Origin of the sequence: Neobacillus cucumis (assembly GCF_016908975.1) — a bacterium.
In the GTDB taxonomy this organism is placed as follows: Bacteria; Bacillota; Bacilli; order Bacillales; family Cytobacillaceae; genus Neobacillus; species Neobacillus cucumis.
Map to the genome: position 1 here is coordinate 399,635 of NZ_JAFBEX010000002.1, position 25,882 is coordinate 425,516.

The window sequence follows — 25,882 nt, forward strand, 5'->3', positions numbered from 1 at the left end:
ACATATTAGATTTCTAATTTAAGAATACGCGGAATTCATAATGTTATACTGAATATTTTGAAGTTTCTTTCACGCTAGTTCCTTTTTCATGTGATTGGAGGGAATGTCCAGTCAGGATCTAGGTGGTTTTATAAACAGAGCTTTTAGTTAGTGAGCCTGCTTTAATTTTGTTATGGAGATACACTAGTAAACTTTTTTAGATTTTTGAAAAAAATAACTCTAATCATCAAGTAGAATTTACATCTGTCTTCTTTAATGGGAGCATCTTTTATTACTATTTGATTATTAAAATACAAATTTTCTAATCATATTACCATATTCAAATTGATTTTAATCTTATATTTGAATTAGAAGTAGGAAAATAGGTTTGTCTGTTGTTAATCAATAAGGCAAGAAGGGGGAAAAAGTAACATTTTTAGTAGAAGGTTTGATTTAGATAAACCTATTGGAGCCTTTGAAATATTCCTTGTAGATAGATGGTAAATTGATTTTATAAAGTATTTAGATTAATTGGAGTGGGGAATTTATGCATAAACTTAGTACAGAACAATTGCTTAAAATATATAAAGAAGCTATTGAATGCAATGTAAGTAAAGACTTTATTATATTATTGTCGGAAGAAATAAATAAGTGATTGGTGATTGAATTCAAAATAAAGGATTATTTTATAATAAATACTGATTTTTAATTAAAATTACAAAAAATAAGATGATATTACCATAAAAATATTCAAAACTTCCTTAAGATGAAGTAGAAAACGGTATCTTTTTTTGTAAAGCTTAAGGAGGAAGAGAAGAGGATGAGTGCAAATATTAAAGAACTAATAAATGAAATGACCCTGGAAGAAAAGGCAGGTCTTTGTTCAGGTTTAGATTTTTGGAATACAAAGGGAATTGAAAGATTAGGGATTCCGTCCATCATGATGACGGACGGCCCTCATGGACTTAGAAAACAAGAAGGAGATGCTGATCACCTCGGTATAAAAAAAAGCATACCTTCAACATGTTTTCCTTCAGCTGCGGGACTTGCCTGTTCATGGGATAAAGTTATGTTATATAAAGTGGGAGCTGCCATTGGTGAGGAGTGCCAGGCGGAGAATGTGTCGATTATTCTTGGTCCAGGAGCCAATATTAAGAGATCTCCGTTATGTGGAAGAAATTTTGAATATTTTTCAGAAGATCCTTATCTCTCAAGCAAACTAGCAGCGAACTATATCAAGGGAGTTCAATGTAAGGGTATAGGAACGTCCCTTAAACATTTTGCTGTAAACAATCAAGAATATAAAAGAATGTCCATTGATGCAGTAGTCGATGAACGGACGTTAAGAGAAATATATTTAGCCAGTTTTGAAGAAGCAGTTAAAGAGGGACAGCCGTGGACCGTTATGGCTGCATATAATAAGGTAAATGGGGAGTATTGCTCTGAAAACAAAAAACTATTAACAGAAATATTAAAGGATGAATGGGGATTTAATGGCTTGGTGGTTTCTGACTGGGGAGCTGTCAACGAAAGAGACCTAGGGCTTGCAGCTGGTCTTGAACTTGAAATGCCAACGAGCGGCGACATCGGAGAGAACAAGATTATCGAGGCAGTCAGACAGGGTAAGCTCTCTGAGAAGGTACTCGATCAAGCGGTAGAAAGAATATTAAAGATTTTGTTTAAGTCAGCAGAGTATAAACAGGAAAATGCTTATTATAGTAAGGAGGATCATCATGCTTTGGCAAGGGAAGTAGCAAGGGAAAGCATGGTTCTCCTTAAAAATGAAGACCATATATTGCCTATTAAGGAAGTAGAATCAGTTGCCGTTATTGGTGCTTTTGCTCAGTCTCCAAGATATCAAGGGGGAGGTAGCTCTCATATCAATCCTACTAAGGTGGATAATATATATGAAGATCTTACAAAAATGGCAGGAAAAACAACATCTTTCACTTATTCTGAGGGATATGACCTCGAAAGTGATGAAGTAAATGATAGTTTAATAGAGGAAGCCGTTCAAGCTGCAAAACAGGCTAGTGTGGCTGTCATATTTGCTGGACTACCGGAACGATATGAATCGGAAGGATTTGATCGTAAGCATCTCCTTATCCCGGATAATCATAGATTTTTAATTGAAGCGGTGGCAGAAGTGCAAAGCAATGTAATTGTGGTGCTAAGTAATGGAGCTCCAATCGAAATGCCGTGGCTGGATAAAGTGAAAGGTGTATTGGAGGGTTATCTTGGCGGTCAAGCATTAGGTGGAGCAATTGCCGATATTTTATTTGGATCCGTAAGCCCAAGCGGCAAGCTCGCAGAGACTTTCCCTAAAAAGATTGTCCATAATCCTTCTTATTTACATTTTCCAGGAGATGGAGAAAGCGTTGAATATAGGGAAGGAATTTTTGTAGGGTATAGACATTACGATACTAGGGATGTGGAGCCCTTATTTCCTTTTGGTTATGGGTTGAGTTATACCAGTTTTAAATACAGTGGTTTACAGGTGGATAAGAAACAAATCAAGGACGATGATACCATTATGGTTACAGTCAAAATTAAAAATACAGGCAGTATGGCAGGTAAAGAAGTTGTACAGCTTTATATAAGAGATGTAGAGAGTACAATGCCACGTCCAGAAAAGGAACTGAAAGGATTTGAAAAAGTTTCTCTTCAACCCGGTGAAGAAACGACCGTTACATTTGAATTAGCTAAACGTGCATTTGCTTATTACAATGTGAAGTTGAAGGATTGGCATGTGGAAACTGGAACTTTTGAACTCTTAGTTGGAAAATCATCGAGAGATATTCTTCTTAAAGAAACTGTGGAGGTAGAATCTACTGTCATTATAAAAAAAGTATTAACAAGAAATTCTACGTTCGGAGATTTGCTAGAACATCCGATTGGAGCGGAAATCATGAAAGCTATGGGGCAGGGGCAATTTGAAGGGGAAAGCAGTCTAGGGGCTGGTATGCAGGAGATGATATTAGGCACCACACTTCATAATGCATCGATCATGAGCAATGGACAATTTACTGAAGAAACGTTGCAAGGAATCCTGCAAGCTGTGAATAAATCAAATTAAATCGAAAGGAAATAACCCGGCAGATGCCGGGTTATTGGTCTAGTAAATGATACTTTTCTTTATATTGTTTTGGCGTCATGCCTGTATGTTTTTTGAAAACCTTCGTAAAGTAGCTTTGGTCAGAGAAGTTTAACAACGAACCTATTTCCGAGAGAGGGGTTTGGGTAAATTCGATTAAATTTTTAGCCTCATCTATTTTAACTAATTGAATGTAGTCGGTAACTGAAATGCCAACTTCCTTTTTAAACAAAATGGATAAGTAGCTATGGCTTAAGTCTGCCTGCTTTGCTACATCGTCATGGGTAATTTTTTCATATCGATTGTTATAAATATAGTTTTGACAGTTGGTAATCGTTTTAGAGAATTGCTCTCCTTTTACCTGTTGAACTTTTTCTGTAAAGGTAAAGAATGCTTCCCCTGATAATTGGTCAATTTCCTTTATTGTTTTTAAGTCCTCTAGACGCTGAATGTATACATCGCTTAAGGAAAATGCAATCTCTGGATGGAGGCCACCTTCTATTGAAGCTCGTGTAGCTAAAGTGATTCCAGCAATCGCGATGTTTTTTTTCGAACGAATATAGCTGAACCTTGATAAAACCCCAGTACTTTCTTCTTCCATTTGAGTAAATCCTTTTAGCTCCTCTAGCCGTCCTTCTCTAATAATCGTTAACAGCTGTTTTTCTAGTAGTGGATCGTGGTGGACCGCTGCTGGCTGTTCCCTTTTTGTGTTCGTAAATAGTTCAGTATCCTTACTTTCTCCTAGTTGTATATGTTTCGAGTTTTCCTTTGTTACCGTTTCTGCAGAAATCAGAGTATGAGTGATAAGGTAGAATGCCATAACACTTACTTTTAATAGCTTTTCATTGGATATAACAGGAGTGGATTTATAGTAATGGAATACCTGTTCCCTCTGAGCAAAAACATGAAAATCATTGATTAACCCATTGATTTTTTGTTCGAATAAAACATAGGGAAGAGAAGGACCGATTATTACCGTGCCTTCAAACAAATCATTGTGAACAATGCTAATTAAAATATAATTTTCATAAAAATACGTTTTTCTAATAACAGGGAAATTGTATTGTTTGTCCGGCTCAAAGTTTAATGAGTGAAAAAGATTTTGCTTCTCATTTTGATAGAGGGGATTCAATATTTGATTATCTATGATTTCAAAGGAAATCTCACCAGTTGGCTTAACGAAAAAAATAGATAAATCAAAAGTTTCAGAGACTAACCTACATAAGTCCTTTAAATGGTCGAAACGATTTGACATACAGAAGTCCTGACCTTTCAGATATTTTTGTTGTCTAGTTATTAAATAAGTTACCAAATTACAAATGAAATTACCATATCAAATCGTTTAAATAACTTAACATGAATTTTGTAAAAAGGAATCTTGGAAAGAAGTGAAGGGTATGAAGCGGAAAAAAACTATATTTTTAACAGGTGCATCAGGGAACATGGGACATGAAGGATTTAAACAATTGCTTCATAGAAGAGACAAATTTAATATTGTTGCGTTAGTATTGCCCACGGAAAAAGATAAACAAATCATGTCTATATATGAAAATGAACAAGGCGTGAAAATAATCTGGGGTGATTTAACAAATTACGATGATGTAATAAAAGGTGTTCAGGAAGCTGACTATGTCCTTCATGTAGGAGGAATGGTCTCTCCTGCTGCAGACTATCTGCCTAAATTGACGACTCAAGTAAATCTAGGTGCTGTCAGAAATATCATTAAAGCGATAAAAAATCAGCCGAATCCAGATGAGATTAAATTGGTTTATATCGGAACGGTTGCGGAAACCGGGGATCGTAATCCGCCCATTCATTGGGGCAGAACCGGGGATCCTATTAAAATTAGCATATATGATAATTATGCTATTACAAAGACCATAGCGGAAAGAGAGATAATTGAATCGGGTCTAAAATACTGGGTTTCCCTGAGGCAGACAGGAGTACTCTATAGTGGGATGCTAAATAATCTAGATCCCATCATGTTCCACGAACCAATCAATGGTGTTTTTGAATGGGTTACTGCTAGAGATTCGGGCAGGCTATTGGCCAATGTTTGTGAGGAAGAGGTTCCTGAAGATTTTTGGAGAAGGATTTATAACATAGGCGGTGGAGAAAAATACCGGACAACCAATTATGAATTTATGCAAAAAAGCTTTGGGGCTTTAGGAATGGATGTTCAAAAAGTGACAGATTTAAACTGGTTTGCAACGAGGAATTTTCATGGTCAATGGTATGCTGATTCCGATATCCTAGAGGATTACCTCCAATTTAGAAATGGTTCTGCAGATGAGTTTATTGCAGAGTTGAAAGAAAATGCCCCATTTAAAATGAGAATTGCTAAATATGTACCTTCCATTATTATTAAAAGATTCATTATGGAACCTGTGGCCAATAAAGAACTTGGTACGATGTATTGGATAAAAAATAATGTAACAGACCGAATTACTTCATTCTTTGGCTCAAAGGAAAAGTGGGAAGAGATTCCAAACTGGGAAGAATATGAAGAAATGAAACCGTCTAAAAAGGCAGTCCATCTGAACCATGGTTATGATGAGACCAAACCTAAATCAGAGCTCGATCTTGGGGATATGAAACAGGCAGCTGTGTTTAGGGGAGGAGAATGTCTATCCGAATCAATGCAAAAAGGTGATCTAGCTACTAAACTTAACTGGCGCTGCGCTTTTGGTCATAAATTCGAAGCAAGTCCCACCCTTGTACTTTTAGGTGGGCACTGGTGTCCCGACTGCTTGCCGGCTCCTTGGAATTATGATGAGGAAGCAAAAAGGAATCCATTTTTTGCTCAAGTATGGTATCCACTCCATGAAAAGGATGAGTCCAATTCCTATGAGGAAAGTATTCTTAAAGATGTTAAGAGATAATTTAGAAATTATATAAAATGTTATTCAAATTGGACTGTTGGGTAAATCTTAACAGTCTTTTTTATTGAAAGAAAACTGATTAAATAATTTTGCACTTTTTAATTAAAATACCAAAAAAAATGTAATATTACCATAATAAAGAGTTGGGGGCGATTAAAATGAATTTAGAAAGCGATACCAAAAATGTTAGTCATCAATCACTAAGTTTATGATGAAAGGAATTAGGACTATGGAATTAAAAGATTTACGAGTCGAATATCGGGAGAATCCATTAGGACTAGATATTAAGAAGCCAAGGTTTTCATGGAAATTGGTTTCTGAAGAAAAGAATGTAATGCAAACAGCGTACCGAATTTTTGTAACAAAAGAGGGTAAAACGGTCTGGGATTCCGGTGAACAGGATAGCAGCTCTTCTGTCTTAATTGAATATAACGGTCTAGAACTTGAACCCCGCACATTGTACCAAGTTCAAGTTGAAGTTTGGGATTACAAAGGAAACTGGGCGATTGCGAAAGGAAGCTTTGAAACGGGTCTCTTAAAAGGAACAAACTTTAGTGCAGATTGGATCACACATGATTTCCCGGCAGATGAGACAGCCTGCCCAGTTTTTACCAAAGAATTTAAGGTGAAGAAAGAGGTGGAGAAAGTACGTATCTATGCAACTGCATTGGGAGTTTATGAAATTACAATCAATGGTAAAAAAGTAGGAGACACCTATTTTGCTCCGGGATGGACGAATTATCATCAACGAATTCAATACCAGACGTATCAGGCTGATGAATTGCTCCAAGAGAAAAATACAATGGAAATAACAGTCGGGAACGGCTGGTATAAAGGAATTTTTGGTTTTACCTGCACTCCTAATCATTATGGAGATAGAGTCTCAGTGCTTGCTGAAGTCCATATTACGTATGTTGATGGGACAATGGAAATCGTTAAAACAGACGAAAGCTGGAATGTGACCACTGGAAAAATTCGCAGTAGTGAAATCTATATGGGGGAAACCATTGATTCTTGTTATAAGAATGAAAATTTTTCAAGTGTCCTTCCCATGTCCTTTGATAAGGAACGGATTATCGGGCAGGAAAGTGAACCGGTACGAATAACGACAAAGCTTAAGGCAAAAGAACTAATTGTTACGCCAAAAGGAGAGAAGGTCATAGACTTTGGCCAAAACCTGACAGGGTTTGTTGAATTGAAGTTAACAGGTAAAACAGGTCAGATAATTACCATTCGACATGCAGAGGTTTTAGATAAAGATGGGAATTTTTATCCAGAAACGCTTCGCCAAGCAATCTCCATTGATCAGTTTGTTTGCAATGGCGAGGAGCAGACGTTTCTCCCGCACTTTACCTTTCATGGTTTCAGGTATATTGCGGTTGAGGGCTTAGAGGAGATCAACTTAGAGAACTTTACTGCGTGTGTATTGCATACCCAAATGGAGGAGACAGGAACCTTTACCTCATCCAACCCGCTCGTGAACCAGCTGTACAGCAATATCTTATGGAGTCAAAGAGGAAATTTTCTTGATATTCCAACTGACTGTCCTCAACGAGATGAAAGACTTGGCTGGACAGGGGATGCCCAAGTATTTGCCGGAACAGCAGCTTTTAATATGAATGTAGCATCATTCTTTACGAAATGGCTTCATGATTTAGCTTCAGAACAAACCGAAGAATTTGGTGTACCACATGTGATTCCGAACATTTTAGGGAACCAGGATGGAGCAGCGGCCTGGAGTGATGCCGCGGTCATCATCCCTTGGGTCATTTATCAAACTTATGGCGATGTTAGGGTTCTAGAGGAACAATATGAAAGCATGAAGGGCTGGGTAGATTACATTTCAGCGCACTGTGGAACAAATGGATTATGGCAAAAAGGTTTTCAGTACGGAGATTGGCTAGGTTTGGATAAAGAAGAAGGAAGCACGGAAAGAACAGGCGCAACAGATAAATACCTTGTAGCAAATGCCTTTTATGCTTATTCCACGAATCTCGTAAGTAAAGCAGCCTATGTTCTCGATGAGCATGAAGATGGACAAAAATATGATCAATTATATCAAAAAATAAAAAAAGCTTTTAATGAGGAATACATTACAGCTTCTGGCCGGATGGTCAGCGAAACGCAGACAGGGTGTGTATTGGCCCTTTATTTTGACTTGGCAGATGTAAAGTATCGGGAACGAATCCTGAAAACCTTGGAGATCAATATTGCAAACCATAAAAACCATCTGACCACTGGGTTTGTTGGGACTCCTTACCTTTTGCCAGCATTATCGGATAACAATCTCCATGATCTGGCTGGAACATTATTCTTAAAAGAAGATTATCCATCATGGCTATATGCGGTTAAAAAAGGAGCAACAACGATTTGGGAACGCTGGAATTCCATCTTGCCCAATGGGGATTTCGATACTTCTGGTATGAACAGCTTAAACCATTATGCTTATGGGTCGATAGGAGAGTGGATGTACCGGAAGCTGGCCGGCATCAACCAATTGGAGCCAGGTTATAAAAAGATTTCAATAAAGCCACAGTTTATAAAGGGCATCACTTCTGTGGAAGCCTCATTCAATTCCGTATATGGCGAAATTAAAAGTGCATGGATATGCAGGAATCAAAAGATCCTAGTGGACGTTGTTATTCCAGCAAACACAACAGCTTTATTATATTTACCAGAAAAAGAGAATCCACTGGAGGTTGGTTCTGGTTCCTACCATTTCGAATATGAAACAGAAACCAATTTGGAGAGAGCAAGGTTTTCTATGGATTCTACACTGAAGGAAATTTTGGATGAACCAGTAGCCCTTCAGATTTTAAATCAATATGCTCCGGAAATGATGAATCACCCGATGATTGAGTTCGCTTATCAACTATCCATTAGTGAAATATTAGCAACTGCACCAGGTGAAACAGAAACTTTATTTAAAATGGTGATTGATGCTCTTAACCGAACGGTCATTACAATTTAGAGTTAGGCGTCCAAGGAACGAGTAGGAAACTACTCGTCCCCTTTAACACACAATAAATAGTTGGGGGAGATCGTATGAAAGTAGAAAATGAAATCTTAAATAGTAATCCAGATAACAATCCTTCAAAAAAGAACAAAGAACTGGGTTTTGATTCACAAGGGATTCAAAAGACGCTGAGATTGCATCATTATCTTGGGGATGGCGCAGGAATGATTGCCTTAAACGCGATTAGCGGTCTCATTGGCATGTTGACTTATTTCTATACAGATAAGGTCGGTATTGCAGCAGTAACAGTAGGAACGATTATGTTAATTACAAAAGTAATTAATGCATTTACCGATCTAGCAATGGGAAAAGTGGTTGATATGACAAAATCAAAATATGGAAAGGCCCGTCCCTGGTTATTATGGACCACTATTCCTACTGCATTAGTCATTATCTTACTTTTTACGGTCCCAGCTAATGTTCCAGCAACAATGAAGAATGTATACGCTCTCATTACGGTAACTTTTGCAACCGCAATCATTTATACCGCTATTGCAATACCATATGGAAGTTTAATGGCTATGCGGACGAAAAGTCAAGAAGAACGTGGGAAAATGGGGATCACTCGTTCTATTTTTGGATACATTATCGGAATGATTATTGCTATTATTTTAATTCCCTTAACAAATATGCTAGGCGGTAATCAATCTGCATGGATAAAAGTTGCAGTTGTGTTGGGTGTTTTATCTAGCATTTCATTGTATTTTACGTTCCTGTCTTCAAAAGAGCAAAATGATGAAAAAACTCAAAATGAAATTGAGGACAACGTCTCATTCTTGGAAAGTATTAAATTATTATTTAAGAACAAGTACTGGGTCATTATGTTATTCGCGCAATTATTTATTAATATGATGTATGTACTCTCAGGTTCAACTGGGGTCTATTATACAAAATATATTCTTGGTAATGAAAATTTAGTTGGTATTATGGGGGCAGTTGGGTTAATTCCTGTATTTTTAGGATTTGCAATTGTTGGACCGATGATCAAGAAGTTCGGTCTTGCCAAAACAGCACGAATCGGTCTAGTTTTAGGAATTATTGCAACTCTAATTCGCTGCTTTATGCCATACAGCTTTATGGCTGCATTAATTCTAGGAGGAATTGCGACATTTGCCACTATTCCGATGATGGCAGTCGGTGGCGTATTAGTAAATAATACAGTCGAATATGGGGAATGGCAGTCTGGTAAAAGATTAGTAGGTATGGTGAATAGTGCAAACAGCTTTGGTGTGAAAATCGGGAGTGGCTTAGCAGCAGCTATGATAGGATGGATTCTTGCATTGGGCAACTATGACGGTGCATTGGCAAAACAACCACATTCGGCAATAACTAGTATTCTAGTGCTTACAGTCTATTTACCTTTAGCTTTGTTTATCATTACTTATTTGCTTTTACGTAAGTATGATCTAGATCAAAAGTATGCTCAAATTGTCAAAGAACTCGCGGAGAGAAATAATAAATAACTACTTTAAATAATGAAATGGCTAGGAAGATTACTTGATTGAAAGTGGTTTTAAAATAGTATGAATGGAGGGACTAAGATGAGTTCTAATCAACCAAAAGGAAATGGTGAAAGGAAAATTGACTTTCTGAATGTAGATTTTATCCGGAACCCGTTTCCTGTTTACAAGGAAATCCGTGAAACAGATCCTGTCTACCGTTTTCCAATGCCAAATGGACAACTTGCCTGGGTGATTACTAAATATCAAGATGCAGTTGAAATATTAAATGATTCACGCTTTGTTACCAACTATCCTGGAAACAACAATGACTCTGAGTCAAAGCTTCCCCCTCATCAGGAGATTATATCTCGTAATTTACTTAGCATTAATCCATCTGATCATCGTCGTCTCCGACGATTGGTACAAAAGGCTTTTACACCACGTATGGTGGAACAACTCCGGGGTCGTATTGAAGAGATAACCAATAATCTTTTAGATAAGGTGCAATCAAAAGGGGAGATGAATTTGATAGATGACTTTGCATTCCCATTGCCAATTACTGTAATTTGTGAGATGCTGGGGGTTCCATTTGAAGACCAAGATAAATTTCGCAGATGGTCAGAGGTGATTATGGAAGGTGTGAACAATCCTAACTTCTCTCAACAAAGCGAACAAGTAATGATTGAATTTGTAGACTATCTTAAAGAATTAATAGGAAAAAGACGTAATAATCTGCAGAAGGATTTAATCAGTGATTTAATTAGTGTCGAAGATGAAGGGGATATTCTAACTGAACATGAATTGTATGCTTTGGTATTTGTACTCATAATCGCTGGTCACGAAACTACAGTAAATCTGATTGGCAATGGGGTTCTTGCTTTGTTAGAGCATCAGGAACAAAAAGAAAAGTTGAAAAATCAACCAGAGTTCATTCATTCAGCGATAGAAGAAATTCTGCGTTATAACGGCCCCGCTGAAGTAAGCAATATGAGATTTGCTACTGAGGATATAGAGTTTAGGGGAAAGCACATTCATAAAAGTGATCTTCTACTTATTTCTTTGTCTTCGGCAAATCGGGATTCTGAACAGTTTATGAACCCTGACACCCTTGACATTACGAGAAAGGTTAATAACCATATTGCTTTTGGAAAAGGGGTTCATTACTGTTTAGGTGCTCCTTTGGCTAGATTAGAAGGAGAAATAGCTATAAATACGTTATTAAGACGAATGCCTAATATTCGATTGAAAAATAATCAAAGTTTACTTGAATGGCGACCTGGAATGATCATCAGGGGTGTAAAAGAAATTCCCGTCTGTTTTTAATTAAGGATGGGTAATGTAAAAAGCTAAATGATTTGAAAGTAGGGCAGTTTCTCAAATGTGATCAAGTAACAAGGACAATAATGAAGTTATAGATATTGATTTTAAAAAATATGAATATCTGTCTGATATTAAAAATCAATAAAACGCCTTCAAATTTCATATTTGAAGGCGTTTTTGGGGTATTTCGCTTATAAAATTGCCGAAATTGAGGCGGACAAATTTTTTTCTTGATTCCAGCACGACTTGTAATTCCTTGAATATTAAGTTTCTCTTTTGAAAGGTTCGAAATCAATGGTGAAAACCATTGTCGTGCTTGGTGTCATGTGGTATTGGCCCATCCAAGGAATCAAGATAGGAGACAGCCTGTTTGAGATTCATCATAAATAATTGAGCCAAGTCCATGGAAAATCCATTTCGAACCACAATACGCATAATCGTTACTTCTTCCATATCGGGAGGTAAAGGATATGCAGGCACTTGCCATCCGAATATGCGTAATTGGCGAGATAAATCATAAAGATTCCAGTTGGATGTGTGTCCTTCTTTCAATCGCCAGGCAAATACCGGAATAGCTGAGCCATCTGTCAGTAGTTCAAATGCGTCCATTTCAAGAATCTCTTTGCTGAGGAATTGCGCCACTGCCTGAGAAGTCTTTTGCACCTCATAGTATCCTTCTTTGCCTAGACGCAGAAAGTTATAGTATTGTAGGAGTACTTGTGCGCCAGGCCGAGAGAAATTCAGGGCAAATGTAGGCATGTTTCCGCCTAAATAGGACACTCGAAAGATGAGTTCCTCAGGGAGATCTGCCGTCTCACGCCAAATGATCCATCCAAGACCCGGGTAAACTAAGCCATATTTATGTCCGGAAACATTGATAGACTTCACCCTTGGCAACCGAAAATCCCACACTAAATCTGGTTGAAGGAACGGTCCTATAAATCCTCCTGAAGCAGCATCTACATGTATCGGAATATCGAGACCCGTTTTGGCCTGATGCTCGTCCAAGGCTTTCGCAATGGCGGCAACTGGTTCGTAAATGCCAGTATAAGTCTCCCCAAAAATCGGCACTACACCGATGGTATTCTCGTCAACTGCAGCGAGCACACCTTCGGGATCCAAATAAGGATGCTCTGGGGTGATGTTCACATAACGCGGTTCAACTTCCCAATAGTTAGCGAATTTTTCCCAAACGACCTGAACGGCAGAACTAAATACGATATTTGGCCGGTCAATTGGCTTCCCTTCTTTTTTGCGTGCGTTCTGCCAGCGTCTCTTTAACGCAAGGCCACCTAACATACACGCTTCCGATGATCCTGTTGTCGAAACGCCAATCGTATTTTGAGGGTCAGGCGCATTCCAGAGATCGGCTAAAATACGAACACAGCGTTCCTCAATCGCTGCCGTTTGCGGGTATTCATCCTTATCAATCATATTCTTGTCAACTGATTTGGCATATAATTGTTCCGCAGCTGGCTCCATCCAGGTGGTAACAAATGTTGCAAGATTAAGGCGGGCATTTCCATCTAGTGCGATTTCGTCGTGGACAATTTGATACGCGGTTTCAGGTAACATACCTTGATCACTCATGCGAAAACGCGGAACGTCCTTTTCACCTTTTCGGGCGAATAGGGGATTTATTGAAAATTCATTAGACAACATCGTTTGCTCGATTTGCGTACGGCGTGGGTGCCATTGTGGCATATAGAATCCACACTCCTTCATGGGAAATAGATTTCTTATATTGTTTTGTCAATAAATGCCGTAAAATATTCATCGGACAAGTTGTTCATGGGTATTACAACAGAAATTAAAATTCAGGTTTGTAATACAAAAAGGAACCCCGACAAGTTTTAATTGTCGGGGTATGTTTTAAGATATGATTTTATTCTTTAAAGGTTTCGTCGGTTAAAAACCATGATTACATTCTTATTTATAAACCTTCATCGGTAGATAAGTTAAGGACTGTCCTGTTGCTGAAGCAGTTAAATTTTCTTCTAATTGAAACCCTTCTACCGGTTCGATTTGAGAAAAATTTTGTAAGAATGTCTCTAGAGCAATCTTCATTTCTAATCGTGCAAGAGGCGCACCTAAACAGATATGTGGACCATTTCCAAATGTCAGATGTCTTTTATTATTTGAACGATGAATGTTTAAAGAGAAGGGGTCATCAAACATATTTTCATCCATATTACATGCACTCATCCACGCAATGACAACATCGTCTTTTTTTAACTCAGTGCCTAATAAATTATTGTCTTGTTTAACAGTACGATCTCTCCTGGACATATGAAAACGATATCGAAGCATTTCCTCTACTGCCTTTGGCACTAATTCTATATCATTTCTTAGTTCTCTATATAAAGACTGATTATCATAGAGCAATGAAAAGAAAGAATTGGCAATCGCATGGCTTGTAGTTTCAACCCCCGCACCTAAAAGCAACATGGTGGTCTGTACAATCTGCTCATCTGTAAACCTTTCGCCATCTACTTCAGCTTGGATTAAGTCAGAGATAATATCATCCGAAAGGTTCGAACGTTTTTGAACAACAATTGGATAGAGATATTGAAAGTATTCTCTGGCAGCATTTTCTTTTGCCCGTTCAATATCCTCCAGTCTTTCTTTGTCATAAGGTTGGAATAGAATATCAACCCATTTTTTGAATTGATCCCTGTCTTGTACCGGTACTCCAAATAAATCAGTAATGACTAGACTAGGCAATGGACCAGCCAAGGCTTCCACAATATTAACTGTAGAGTCTTCTTGTATGACGTCCACAAGTTCGGTTGCAATCTGTTGAATACGCGGCTCCCAATTCTTTAAATTGCGGGGAGTGAAAGCAGCTGCTAACAAGGAGCGTGCTTTTCGGTGCTGAGGTGGATCCAAAAGGGTAATATTCATAATAGGGGAAGTTTTTTCATGTTTGTCTTTAGCCCCAACAAAAATGGTTGTTCTAGGACCTTCACTTGAAAAGTATTCATAGTTACTTAACACCTGTTTCACATCTTCATATTTAAATACATTCCATGTATTTGTTTTTTCATGATAATAAATAGGATGATTGTGAAGCATTTTTCTGTACCAATTTATAGGAAAAAACTCCTCCGCACGTGATTGGAAATTGGTGATTTCATTCATTGGAATTACTTCTTTATTCATAATATTCTTCCTCCTATAAATGAATTTACAAAAAGTAATAATATAGTTAATTATGTATTACCTCATGTCTCTTACCTTTTTAAATTTACTCCAATCAGAGTACTTTTTATAGAGTATATGGTACTGATTTTAATCTTTCACAATATTCTAAAAATAGTTACTATTACTCTTGTGTTACACGCTTTACAGAGACTATATGGTGTAGGAAAAGTAACGTTTCAACTGCAAAGAATGAAGTTGAATGGAGGAATGATGATGACTATTATGATAAAATTTAAGGGTTTATAGAATTAATTATAAGAAAGGAGATTTTTCTGTGTCTCTTTCGTTATTTATACTAGGGAGCTTGGCTAATGAAAATAGCAACCCTTATCAATTAAAGAAAGCATTACTAGATGTAATTCCGATAAAAATAAGTGAAGGAAAATTTTATTATAATTTTGAGGCCCTACAGAAAAAAGGACTTATTGAACCTGTCAAATCCATTCAGATCGTCAATCGACCAAACAAAACCATGTACGGGATTACATCCGAAGGAAGACGTTTTCTTGAGCAAGAGATTTATAACAGCTTTAAAAAAGTCTCAAAGATAGAAGATTTGTACATAACCATTTATCTGTTACAATACGTTGATCCAGTCAAGGCAGCTTTTTACCTTGAGGAAACGATAAAAAAAGAAAAGAATCGTTGGGATGAATATAAGCAGGCAAAAATACGAATGGAATATCTGGATGAAAAACAGAAGACGGCGGTTCGATTTATAAGTGAACATGCCTTTAGTCAATCAGAACACAATATTCATTGGATGGAAAAGCTCTTAACTTTTATAAAACGGTTTGAGGAAATGAAATGAAAAACAGCATGGCTATGTTTACGATGTACATAGGCATGCCGTTTAACAATGCGTATTTCAGGCAGGAAATGGATTTAGAAATTTACGCTTAATGAGATCCCTTGCTTATTTGCTACCGACTTTGACTATCATATTGATAGTCGTTTTTTATTATATTAATCTATTAAAATTTCATTTACCTGCAATGACTCAACTAGTTTATAATATAAGGATGTGCAAATTGGTTTTTAGAAGTCAAACCATACGACGTTTAAAAGATTTAAGTAGGTGATTACAATCGATGTCATTGAAGCTAGGGTGAGAAGTTTCATTGAAGATATCCAACACCCGAAACAAAAAAAGAAAATAAATATTAATGATTTAGAAATTCAGTTGCGCAAGCGTTTGGATGATTATTTTGAAATGGACGGTTATTCGTTGTTTTACCGGACAATCGAAACATTGGAAGCTGAGGGACAACTGATCCCCATTCAAAATCATCAATACAATGGAAGGACGCCAGCACTTTCCTTATTTTATTGGGTGAATATTAAAGTTCAGGCAGCCAATTGGGATCGTCTCGCAATGATGAAATTAGGAGATTTGTTTGATTTTTCCTATTATGAACGTCATCCTGAATGGCAAACGGAGGAGGAATGGAACCGAATCCAAAATGTTTATACTTTTTTAAAGTCCAGTCAGGAACGGGAAATCGTTTCGGTCGAAGAAAGAAGCCTCGAACTCTTTGGCCATGAAAAATTCTTACTAGATGGAGATAACTTTCCTGCCGGAAAAGGCTTTTTAGCTAGAATTGGAGTAGCGGTAGAACAGCTTAAAATGGTGAACTATGGGGAGCCTTTTGTGTTTTGGATCAAACAAGGGAAAGAACTAAAAGATATTCAGCGGGTCTTGATTGTGGAAAATCTATCTTTCTTTCATACTTCTATCAAGTTATTGGAAGCAAATGAACTCGATTATGAACCTGAACTGATTATTTATGGTGAAGGGACGAAGATTGAACGGAGCTTCTCTTTTTTCTTCCGAATGTTTCCGACTAAACCCTACCTTTTCTATTATGCGGGAGACCTTGATGCCGCCGGATACGGTATTCTCATTCGCTTAATCGAAAAGTACCCAGATTGCTGTATCCAGCCAGCCTTGAAAATTTATCGCAAAATGCTTGATTGTTTAGAACAAAGGAATAACCAGAAGGTGGGCCAAACACAAAATACTCAATACCGTGATCTATTCTTTCAATGGTTTACTGACGATGAACAAGCGCTATTACGGCAATTATGGCATGACAATAAACGGATCGCTCAAGAAGTATTAACAATCGAATCATGGAGGAGATGGCTGTGAACGAATCATGGGAAGGATTCGCCAATCGAATGCAACGATTAAATCCATTGTTTGAGCTTGGGAGGGGAATGGAAGTAGGGGAACTGAAACCCTATATTCAAACCATTCTCATGCAAGTACTCCTCACCATCTTTTATCGAGAATTAAATGATGATGATCATAGACGCAAAGCTGATATCAAGTATATGGTGCAAGATTCGATTAAGCAAATGAGGCTCTTAGCAGACGATAAGCAAATTGAACGGATGACCAGTGGGCTTTTATATCAGGGAAAAGAAGAGTTTAGTAAACCGTTTGAAGCCTTATATTATGATGAAATAAGACAATCCTGGGAAACGCAAACATTCCGTTATGTCATCATGGATGAATTATATACGAATTTAGAGATGGGCGGATCGATTGTTTACAAACTCACGGATGTTGCTCAGGAAATGATTTTTATGAGCAGGGAAATGGCAGAGGAGTTCTCCATCACGATTGAACAACTCTATAGTATGCAGTTGATTAAAAACGGTAATTTCCGCAAAGCTACTCGAAACCTCGATCACCTCATTTCACGAGTAAATCGCTTAATGGCCAATGAATTTACCTTTCAAAAGGAAATGATTAACAATCCCAAAATCTTATTGATGGAAGAAGAATGGCAAAGGGCTGACAAACGTGTGGAAATTGAAAAGCAATTTGAAGAAGAAAAAAATCACTTCCGTACCATCACGAGTATGATCGAAAAAACAAAACGAAGGAACGAAGAAGATGATTATATTCAGAAAGAACTGATTGTTCTTCAAGAAAAAATTGGCCATACAAGGCAATTGCATGATCGTTTTGCTAAATTAGTTATTCAAAATATCTCCTATGAGATGAAATTAAAAGCGGAAAACCCTTCCTTGTTCTGGGAAAACAGCTTAGTTTCTTTTCGTGAGCATTTTTATGAAAATTGGTTCATGAAGGAAGGCTTTCAAGGATTTAATGAAATAGAACGAGTGCTATCTCCTTTATTTTCACCCAAAAATGAGTTTATTTTACCGCTCGATTGGATTTGGGGCGAACAAGAATTTAACGAAACTCAAACGTCGGCCGTTGTCATCGAAGATGAGGTGGAAGAAAGCATTACTCGTCAGCGCGTAACGAACTGGGACTCTGTTATTAAGGCATGGAGTTATGTGTTTCAATATTTACAAACATACGGTGAGTTTTCATTAGCTAATGTAGTAGAGTTGCCATTAGAAGTGCAGGATTTATGGTTTGAGGAATCTGAAACGATTGATTTATGGATGATGTTTGATAAAAAGCCGCTGAAGGTTCAAGTATTGCATCGAAAAGAAGAGACTTTAAGCGATGAAAGGGAAATTCTTCTTTATAAATTAATGATGGAGTATCCACAATTTCAAATGTTTGAAGGCTTAAAGATTTTTACATCATTTGATCATCGAGCGGAGCCTTTCAATTGGTATAGAATGAAAATGACTCCTTTTAAAATTTGTGTACAGGAGGAGAAATAATATGAATGCAGAAACGATCAAAAGGGCTTCAGCCGTCTATTTTACTCTATTAAAAGAAAAAGTAATCGACGAGAATAGTGAACACTTTCAGGCTTATTTTCATCCGGAAGTAAGGCAGACTGTTCTTTTATTAGCAGACGAATCGGGTACATATATCATTGAAACACCAAAGCGCATCCAATTGGTGGTCCAGCCAACCGGCTCTGTCTTTGCGACGAATTTTACTCATTTGAAAGAAAAACATCGGCAAGTTGAAACGAAGAAACACTTTCATCTAATGAGCGTTATCATTATGTCATTTTTAGCTGCAATTGACCGTAACCAAGCGGCAAAAATTCGCACAAAGCGGGAAGGAATCAGTTACTACGCATTAGAGCGGCAAGTGAACGACCTCATCATGAATTGGGATAGCATTTTGAAATTGAAACCTACCTTTGGGGAAGAAGAACGAATTGATATGAAAGAAGTGGTGACCACATGGAAATACATGGAGGTCGACACGGACGATTATGCTGTTAAAAAAGGAAATAGACGAACCAGAATTGGCTTAATTGCGGGTGCGATGCGTTTATTAGAGACGGAAGGGTTAATTGTCATCCTTGACCGCGACGATATTCCAAAGGCGATTCCAAAACAAGAGCTTTTTGAGCGAATTGAATACTTGTATCACGATTATGACCGTTATGAATTATTTAAAAAATTAATGATATCAGAGGAGGAGGAGGAGCATGCCGAAAATCCATCGCATTAGAATTGTTGGCCTCAAGTATGATGGCATGCAAAAGCAATACAAAGATACCATATTTAATTTCCATAATGATGAGACATCCACAAATGGCCTCATCGCCATGATGAATGGGGGCGGGAAAGGTGTGTTCCTGCAAACGATTTTCCAGATACTGAAACCTGGAACTTCGTGGGGAAAACAAAACAACCGTTATTATCAGCAGTTTTTCTTTAATAATAAAGAACAATTTATTCCCTATACCTTTCATGTTCTTATTCAATGGGAATTGGACGGTGCTGACCGCAGGCATCTAGTCACGGGGGGCATGTTCTCTGCCGAACAACGGATTTCGATGAGTGAAGAAAGTGGAAATGAAAGTAAAACACTGGAGCAGGAAGCAAAGATCCTTCCTAATATTACATTCTATACAAGAGAATTTGATCGGAAAGAAGAGGCAGCATTAGATCATATTCCACTTTATGAAAACGATGAGGTTGCTGAAACTGAAAGCTTGAAGGATTACTTAAAATGGAATGGATATGACGTTTACCGAGATACGAAGAAGCACTATCGCATCCTTGATACATACGGCATTAACCGTAAAGATTGGGATATTATGAAGGACATCAACAAGGATGAAGGGGGTGTTGGGAAATACTTTGAAGGAGCTGAGGATGATTATTCCCTGTTCCAAAAAAGAATTATCCCGACAGTTAGTCAAGTCTTACATCGCTCCGAACAACAAAAGAACGATCTTGTAGAGATTTTCAAGAGCCAGGCAAGTATCGCGAAGGACCTGCCTATTCTGTTAAAAAGAGAGCAAGCCCATAAAGAGTTTTTAGAAGACATTGTTCCATTTGAAGAGCACCTTGCTCAAGGAGTAGAACATAAAGAAATTATTCAGGAAAGTATAAAGGTAGGAAGACAACTTCTTGGGGCTTTAGAGCATTTGAAACAAACGGAAGAGGAATCCCTGCTTACGTTAGAAAAGGACATTGAAAAATTAATAAGGAGGCAAGCAGATTTACGGTTTCAAAAAGACAACTTAGAGTATGCAAAAGCTCACAGAGAGGTGATGGATTGGGATAAGAAATTAGTGGAAGAACGGACCAAACATACCTCTTTACTAGAGATGGTGAAAGAAAAGCAGGAACGAAAAGAACAAGTGGCGTTTCAACTTTTATTGAAAGAGTGGTTTGAAAACGACCAGAGTATCCGCTCTCTTTCACAGCAAATCGAGAAATTGGAACAAAATAGTGGTTTAGAACAAGTGAATCAAAGAATGGATGAAATCAAAAAAGAAGCCAGCTCGCAATGGGAACTTTCCTTTCTCTCCATTCAAGAAGCAGTTAAACAGTATGTGGGGTATCAAAAGTTTCTCAATAAAAAAGGAACGGAGCTGTCACGCCAGGATAAACAAAAGACCAAAGACATTGCGCAGCTTAGTACGGAAATTGATTTTCTCTATACAGATATACATAACTTTGAATCAAAGGAACCGGCACTGGTTCAAGAATTTGGCGACCGCTTAACCTATGATTTAAAGGGGCTAATCGATTCCCTTTATAAACAAATGGAAGACAAAAAGGGTAAGTTAGAAGAGCTGCAAGCAAAAGAGAAAGAATCTAGTGAAAGGCAAAATCAACTTGCCACTTCACATGGGACACTCGTCCAATCCATTCAGTTTTCAGAAGAAAAATGTGCAGAATTAAAGCTTGCAAATGAAGAGCAAAAGCAAAAAGAAACAAAACTATTAGATAAGCTTCATGGTTTATTAGATGGTGTCACGGCGCCCTTTACACATTCTCTCTTATCGAAATATGCCACACAGATAGAAGAATTGCTGGTCCATAACCGTGAACAAGGGGAACAAATTAAAAAAGACCTATGGGAAACACAACTTGACCATTCCTTAAATGATGAGCATTTCTGGATTGCCAATAAAGATGTCAAAGAATTAAAGGAATGGATTGATAAGAAGACCGGCATTGATGTATTTTATGGGACTCAATTTCTTCAATCATTAAGTATAGATGAAATGACAAACTATCTTTTGAGGTATCCGTTCCTTCCATACGGTTTGGTCGTCAGTCAACATCAATGGCAAAAAATTAATCAGCAGTTCCTTTCCGGTAGGATGTTTAAAAGTCCTGTTCCCATATTCCTGCGTGAGGAAATGAAGTACGAAAATCACCAACCATCCTTTGTGCTTATAAACGGAACCGAGAGAGAACTTTTAACCGATAAAAATCTATTTACTAACTGGAAAATAAAGATTGCTAAACAAATAGATGAAAAGAAAGATACTCTTGTTGAAATTGAAAAAACAGAAACTTCCTACCGTCGAATATTAAAAGAAATCGATCGTTTTTTATTAGGCGAGCTATCTAGTGATATCGAAAGGGCACTCCATCAAGAACAGAACGCTCTTCTATCCAAGAAATCGAAATTACAGGAAATCATTACACAAGAAGAAAAAGAAAAGGAATTACAGCTTCAGCTTAAAGAACAGTTGGAACATACTAAGCGAAAAATAGAAAAGCATTCAAAAGATGTTGATACATTAGAGGGGTTTGACCAAGAAAAGTCCCTATATCAAGAAAATAAACGGGTGAGACTAGAAAAACAGAAACAACAAGAGACACTAGTTTCTCAACAGCAAGAAATAGTAAAAGAGCACGAAGAAATCGTTGACCTAAAAAACAAGTGGAATCAAACGTATGTAGAGTGGAAACTTACGACCGAACAAACGATCAAAGAGATATCTTTCTTTATAGAGGGGGCAGCTTTTCCGGCAGATGAAAAAGCAGACCCATGTGAAGAGGTCCCACGCCTATCCCCATATTTATTAAAAGAGATAAATGGAAGTATTGAAGAGTTAAGACAGCTTCAAAAGTCTAAGGAAGAACAGGCTAGAGAACTACTGGTGATTCAAGCAAGAAGAGAGACCGAACAAAAGCAGCAAAAGAAATTAGAGAAAAAACTCGATTCGCAAAATAAGGATTGGAATCAAGTTCCAGAACCGGATGAACCCATCAGTATATTAGAAAATATGCTCCAAACCGCTCAAAAGGAAGCGAAGACTGCAGATAAAGAAGAACGGGAACAAGGTACGGCTGTAACTGTAGCAGAAACCTCCTTTAAGCTTGCGACCGAACAGCGCGACAAGTCAGGTAAGAAGGTCGAAAAGCATGATAAACAGCCTGAAGCATGGGAAGACCTTGAGTTAGAAATAAAGGAGATTGAAATTAAAGACCAAACGAAACTAGCGAAAGAGGAAGTAAAGAAGGCGGAGAAACGACAAAAAGAATCCGAAACGAGAATTTCGGGCTTCGAAGGCGATTTATTAACCTTATCCGTTATCCTCAAGGAAGAAGCAGCGGCATTTACGGAAAATGATGTAGAAAGAATTAAGAGTCAAGGAAAAGCAGGTATCTTGTCCTGGTGTGAAGAACATCAAGCGATTCAGGAAGAAGGACAAGAGAAGCACGCAAAAATCGAACAATCATTGCGTAATTTAAAGCTTACGATTGAGGGCAAAGATTGGGAGATTCGCTTTAAAAATGAAGTCCTAACAACACTGGATCATTTAGATACAAGGCATTATACACATATCCAAAGTATCGTTATAAATATGAAACGTTTTTCACAAAGTGGATTGGAGCAATTAGAACGAGATAAAGAAAGGGCAGAAAACGCCCAAAACTTCTGGGCTAGCCGGGCCAGCATGAAAGCGATGAGTATTTCTGAGGCGATTCGTTCCATGATCGCGAAAATGAAGCTAAAAAATGAACGAGGGTCTTTTCCGCTTGTCCAGCTCAAAGAAGATATCTTGCCTAAAAAGGCAGAAGAAATCGAACCACTATTGAAGCAGCATTTTGTGGCTGCTATTAACAAAATTACCAAACAATTCGATGTGATTGATGATGTGAATCAATCCTTAGACCAAGAAATAAAACAACTTATTAGTGATGAGCAAATTTTATTTGTATCCCTACGGAATCGATATCCTGAGCTGCTTGTCTATAATATGCGGACGGATAATGCCTTTATGTACGGAAAACCGCAAAGGGAGCATTATTCAACCTGGCAGACCATTAATCAGGGTTCTAAGACGAAATCAGATGGTAGTGGAGGACAGAAGTTATCGGCTCGCATGGTGATGATGATGATGTTATTATCATGTAAAAGCGAAACCGATCAAAGTTGGGTTCCTTTAGTCTGTGATAATCCGTTCGGGCAAGCTGCATCGGCACATGTCCTTGATCCGATCTTCGCAGTTGCTGAAAAATTGAAGTTCCAATTCATCGTCGTCACTCCACCGGAACTGGTAAAAACGGAAATCAGCCAAAGATTTGATGCTTATTATAAATTGGATTTCATTCGTGAAAAAGGAAAAGAAATTGTTTCGGATACAATCGTTCCAGCCTTTCGGATTTACCAGGGAGAGGAAGTTTCTCAGGTAAGGTAAAAAAATGATAGAATCGAGAAAAAACGTTAAAATCTCACTTTCTGATGGAAGGTGAGATTATTATTTTAGAATATGTTGCTTAATAAATACCTAATGATCCAATAAGATTGCTTTTATATAAAAATCGGCGCTTTTCTATTTGCCTGCCTCCTTCATTCTTTTTATCCAAAACGGACTATACAAAATATAAAAACTTAACATCATCACCATCTCCATTGAGAGAAGATACCATGGCCACTGTCCAAGGTAATCCAAAAGAGAAGCTGATTTTGGTTTTTTCATGATATATAGATAATTAGCTCCCAGCCATTTATTAAGTAAAAAAACAATGCCTGAATAAATGTTTACAATAAGAATGGTTACCCACATCCCTTGAAGAGTCGGGCTGTAATTGAAAACCAGAACCATGAATATACAAGCCAGCACCACCCCTCCATGTGAGACAAAGAACTCAAAATATTCAAAGTGCGGGAACGAATATCTTCCAAGATCTGGAGTCAGAATAGCTTGAATTGAGCTTCCTAACCCTGCAAAGTACATAAATTGAAAAAGTTTGTTACTCCTGATCAACAGCATCAAAATAGCGAGAATGACTGAAAGATCACTAAGTTGAAGAGGTAAAGACCTTTTTAACGACCAGGCATGCTCATATAGAAGCCAAGTTTGCTCCAAAGTGGTAGAAAAAAATAGGAGAATGGCCAAAAAGAAACTTAAATATCTTCTTTTACTTTTCTCTTTTAGCATGTTTCTAAAAATAAACAGGAGAGCGCTTAAAACTAAAATTATACCGAGTGGCAAAAAGTGTTCCACTGTAAAATGACGGAATGAATGAAGATTGGAATGATATTTAAAAAAAGCATGCATTTTTTTACCCCATTATTTTAATCATTTCTCCATTTAATTTGGGGCAAATTCTTCCATTAATATACCAAACTTTAATGTATTGAAAGCTAAGTGCATGTGAGTCTTATTTATGGGAGATAGAACAAGTACTTAAAGAGGAGAGATTTTATTTTGGAAAATAAATATTGCCATATATGTGGAGAATAAAACAAAAAGACTGAAGGGTAGGGAACTTGAACTGAACGGGCATTTCTTTATCAACGTAAATGCCCATTCTTCTTTATTTTTCCTTCCAAGATTTGATACACGAAATACAAAGCCAAATAGATAAAACAAAGGATAGGATTCCGGTTAATTCAAAACTAATCCGTCTCGTGTGATCAATAAATATTTGGAATGTACCAAAGATTAAACCTGAACAAATTACTATGATGTCATAAATATATATCTTCATGTTCTTTGCTCCTTAACTTTTACTTATATAAATTTCGTAAAACATACTGTTTTTTAGGGTAGTTAAGTAGGAAAATTGTTTGTATTAAATGTAAAACATGCCTAATGTTCATAATTCTGATTTTATATTGAAGTAGTAAAACGGGAAGAGGCACCATTTACTAGTACAATAAAAAGGACCGTCATTTTAAACGCCCCTTTCGATGATAGTGATAAAGTGTAAAGGCAAGTTAATTGATAGTTGAAACATTTAATTGAGATGTCTCTAGTCACTACTATATTAGAAATTAGGATGTTAATAATTAAAACCTGATTAAAATTAACTTAAGTATCTATTAATCATATATAAAGCAATTGTAAGTTTCCAGTGATAAACACAAGCTTACAAACTTAATATTGTTCGCCATGCAATTATAATGTTGTATGTTTTTATTTTGTGTGATAAGCCTAAAGAGAATATTATTGAAGGTATTAAGCGGATGGGAGAAGTGTTACATCGTGAATTAGAAAAAGGAGCTACTCTTTTATGATTTTCTTTAAAAATGAAGTGAAAAGAATCGCTGTTCAGATACTCCCAATAGGTACAAAGGGTATTATTAATTTAAAAAGAGCCACAATCAGAAAAGAGGCTGGGACAAAACCCCTCCTAGAACCTAAAAAGCCTGTGAAATTTTACGAGCAGTAAAATTTCACAGGCTTTGATTTTTTTCAAAACAAAAAGGACATCTTCTGATAAAATTTAAGTACCCCTACCAAATCTTAATCAGAAAGAAGTGTCCTTATGTTTAAAGATTATA

Annotated in this window: 15 protein-coding genes; 11 read left to right on the top strand and 4 right to left on the bottom strand. The window is 37.2% G+C overall.

What is annotated here, in order from left to right:
* The first annotated feature begins 526 nt into the window (after positions 1–526).
* Positions 527–634 (top strand): sporulation histidine kinase inhibitor Sda, encoded by a 108-nt coding sequence (gene sda, locus JOC76_RS30820; RefSeq protein ID WP_205176285.1) that lies wholly within the window; start codon positions 527–529, stop codon positions 632–634.
* A 165-nt stretch (positions 635–799) separates the two neighbouring features.
* Positions 800–3,055 carry a glycoside hydrolase family 3 C-terminal domain-containing protein gene (locus JOC76_RS04080; protein WP_205176287.1) on the top strand — a complete coding sequence of 752 codons (2,256 nt, stop codon included), beginning with the start codon at positions 800–802 and terminating at the stop codon, positions 3,053–3,055.
* A gap of 31 nt (positions 3,056–3,086) precedes the next feature.
* On the opposite strand, the gene JOC76_RS04085 is transcribed toward JOC76_RS04080, so the two are convergent.
* Positions 3,087–4,328, bottom strand: a complete 1,242-nt coding sequence (locus JOC76_RS04085; protein WP_205176288.1) for a helix-turn-helix domain-containing protein — start codon at positions 4,326–4,328, stop codon at positions 3,087–3,089.
* 142 nt (positions 4,329–4,470) lie between these two features.
* Here JOC76_RS04085 and JOC76_RS04090 point away from each other — a divergent pair, with 142 nt between their 5' ends.
* From JOC76_RS04090 to JOC76_RS04105, 4 genes are all read left to right on the top strand, one after another.
* Positions 4,471–5,955, top strand: coding sequence for an NAD-dependent epimerase/dehydratase family protein (locus tag JOC76_RS04090; RefSeq protein WP_205176289.1), 1,485 nt, complete (start codon positions 4,471–4,473; stop codon positions 5,953–5,955).
* A gap of 229 nt (positions 5,956–6,184) precedes the next feature.
* Positions 6,185–8,926 carry a family 78 glycoside hydrolase catalytic domain gene (locus JOC76_RS04095; RefSeq protein WP_205176290.1) on the top strand — a complete coding sequence of 914 codons (2,742 nt, stop codon included), beginning with the start codon at positions 6,185–6,187 and terminating at the stop codon, positions 8,924–8,926.
* Positions 8,927–9,000: 74 nt separating this feature from the next.
* Positions 9,001–10,434, top strand: coding sequence for an MFS transporter (locus JOC76_RS04100; protein ID WP_205176291.1), 1,434 nt, complete (start codon positions 9,001–9,003; stop codon positions 10,432–10,434).
* 78 nt (positions 10,435–10,512) lie between these two features.
* Positions 10,513–11,736, top strand: a complete 1,224-nt coding sequence (locus JOC76_RS04105) for a cytochrome P450 family protein (RefSeq protein ID WP_205176292.1) — start codon at positions 10,513–10,515, stop codon at positions 11,734–11,736.
* A 288-nt stretch (positions 11,737–12,024) separates the two neighbouring features.
* Here JOC76_RS04105 and gad read toward each other — a convergent pair whose 3' ends face one another.
* Both gad and JOC76_RS04115 read right to left on the bottom strand, forming a co-directional pair.
* Positions 12,025–13,437: a glutamate decarboxylase gene (gene gad, locus JOC76_RS04110; RefSeq protein ID WP_205176293.1), complete on the bottom strand. Its 1,413-nt coding sequence runs from the start codon at positions 13,435–13,437 to the stop codon at positions 12,025–12,027.
* Positions 13,438–13,662: 225 nt separating this feature from the next.
* Positions 13,663–14,895, bottom strand: a complete 1,233-nt coding sequence (locus JOC76_RS04115; protein WP_205176294.1) for a cytochrome P450 — start codon at positions 14,893–14,895, stop codon at positions 13,663–13,665.
* Between the two features lie 316 nt (positions 14,896–15,211).
* Between JOC76_RS04115 and JOC76_RS04120 the strand changes: the two genes are divergently transcribed.
* The 5 genes from JOC76_RS04120 (at position 15,212) to JOC76_RS04140 (ending at position 23,789) form a co-directional block, all read left to right on the top strand.
* On the top strand, positions 15,212–15,748 hold the full coding sequence (locus JOC76_RS04120) for a PadR family transcriptional regulator (protein WP_205176295.1): 537 nt from the start codon (positions 15,212–15,214) through the stop codon (positions 15,746–15,748).
* A gap of 267 nt (positions 15,749–16,015) precedes the next feature.
* The gene (locus JOC76_RS30695; RefSeq protein ID WP_205176297.1) at positions 16,016–17,089 is read left to right on the top strand and encodes a Wadjet anti-phage system protein JetD domain-containing protein; all 1,074 of its coding nucleotides are present in this window, start codon (positions 16,016–16,018) and stop codon (positions 17,087–17,089) included.
* Positions 17,080–18,591, top strand: coding sequence for a hypothetical protein (locus JOC76_RS04130; protein ID WP_239557519.1), 1,512 nt, complete (start codon positions 17,080–17,082; stop codon positions 18,589–18,591). The genes JOC76_RS30695 and JOC76_RS04130 overlap by 10 nt, the downstream gene beginning before the upstream one ends.
* Position 18,592: 1 nt before the next feature.
* On the top strand, positions 18,593–19,342 hold the full coding sequence (locus tag JOC76_RS04135; RefSeq protein WP_205176301.1) for a DUF6063 family protein: 750 nt from the start codon (positions 18,593–18,595) through the stop codon (positions 19,340–19,342).
* Complete coding sequence (locus tag JOC76_RS04140) at positions 19,320–23,789, top strand: coiled-coil domain-containing protein (protein WP_205176303.1); 4,470 nt, start codon at positions 19,320–19,322, stop codon at positions 23,787–23,789. The genes JOC76_RS04135 and JOC76_RS04140 overlap by 23 nt, the downstream gene beginning before the upstream one ends.
* A 135-nt stretch (positions 23,790–23,924) precedes the next feature.
* On the opposite strand, the gene JOC76_RS04145 is transcribed toward JOC76_RS04140, so the two are convergent.
* Positions 23,925–24,653, bottom strand: a complete 729-nt coding sequence (locus tag JOC76_RS04145; RefSeq protein WP_205176305.1) for a YwaF family protein — start codon at positions 24,651–24,653, stop codon at positions 23,925–23,927.
* Between the last annotated feature and the right edge of the window lie 1,229 nt (positions 24,654–25,882).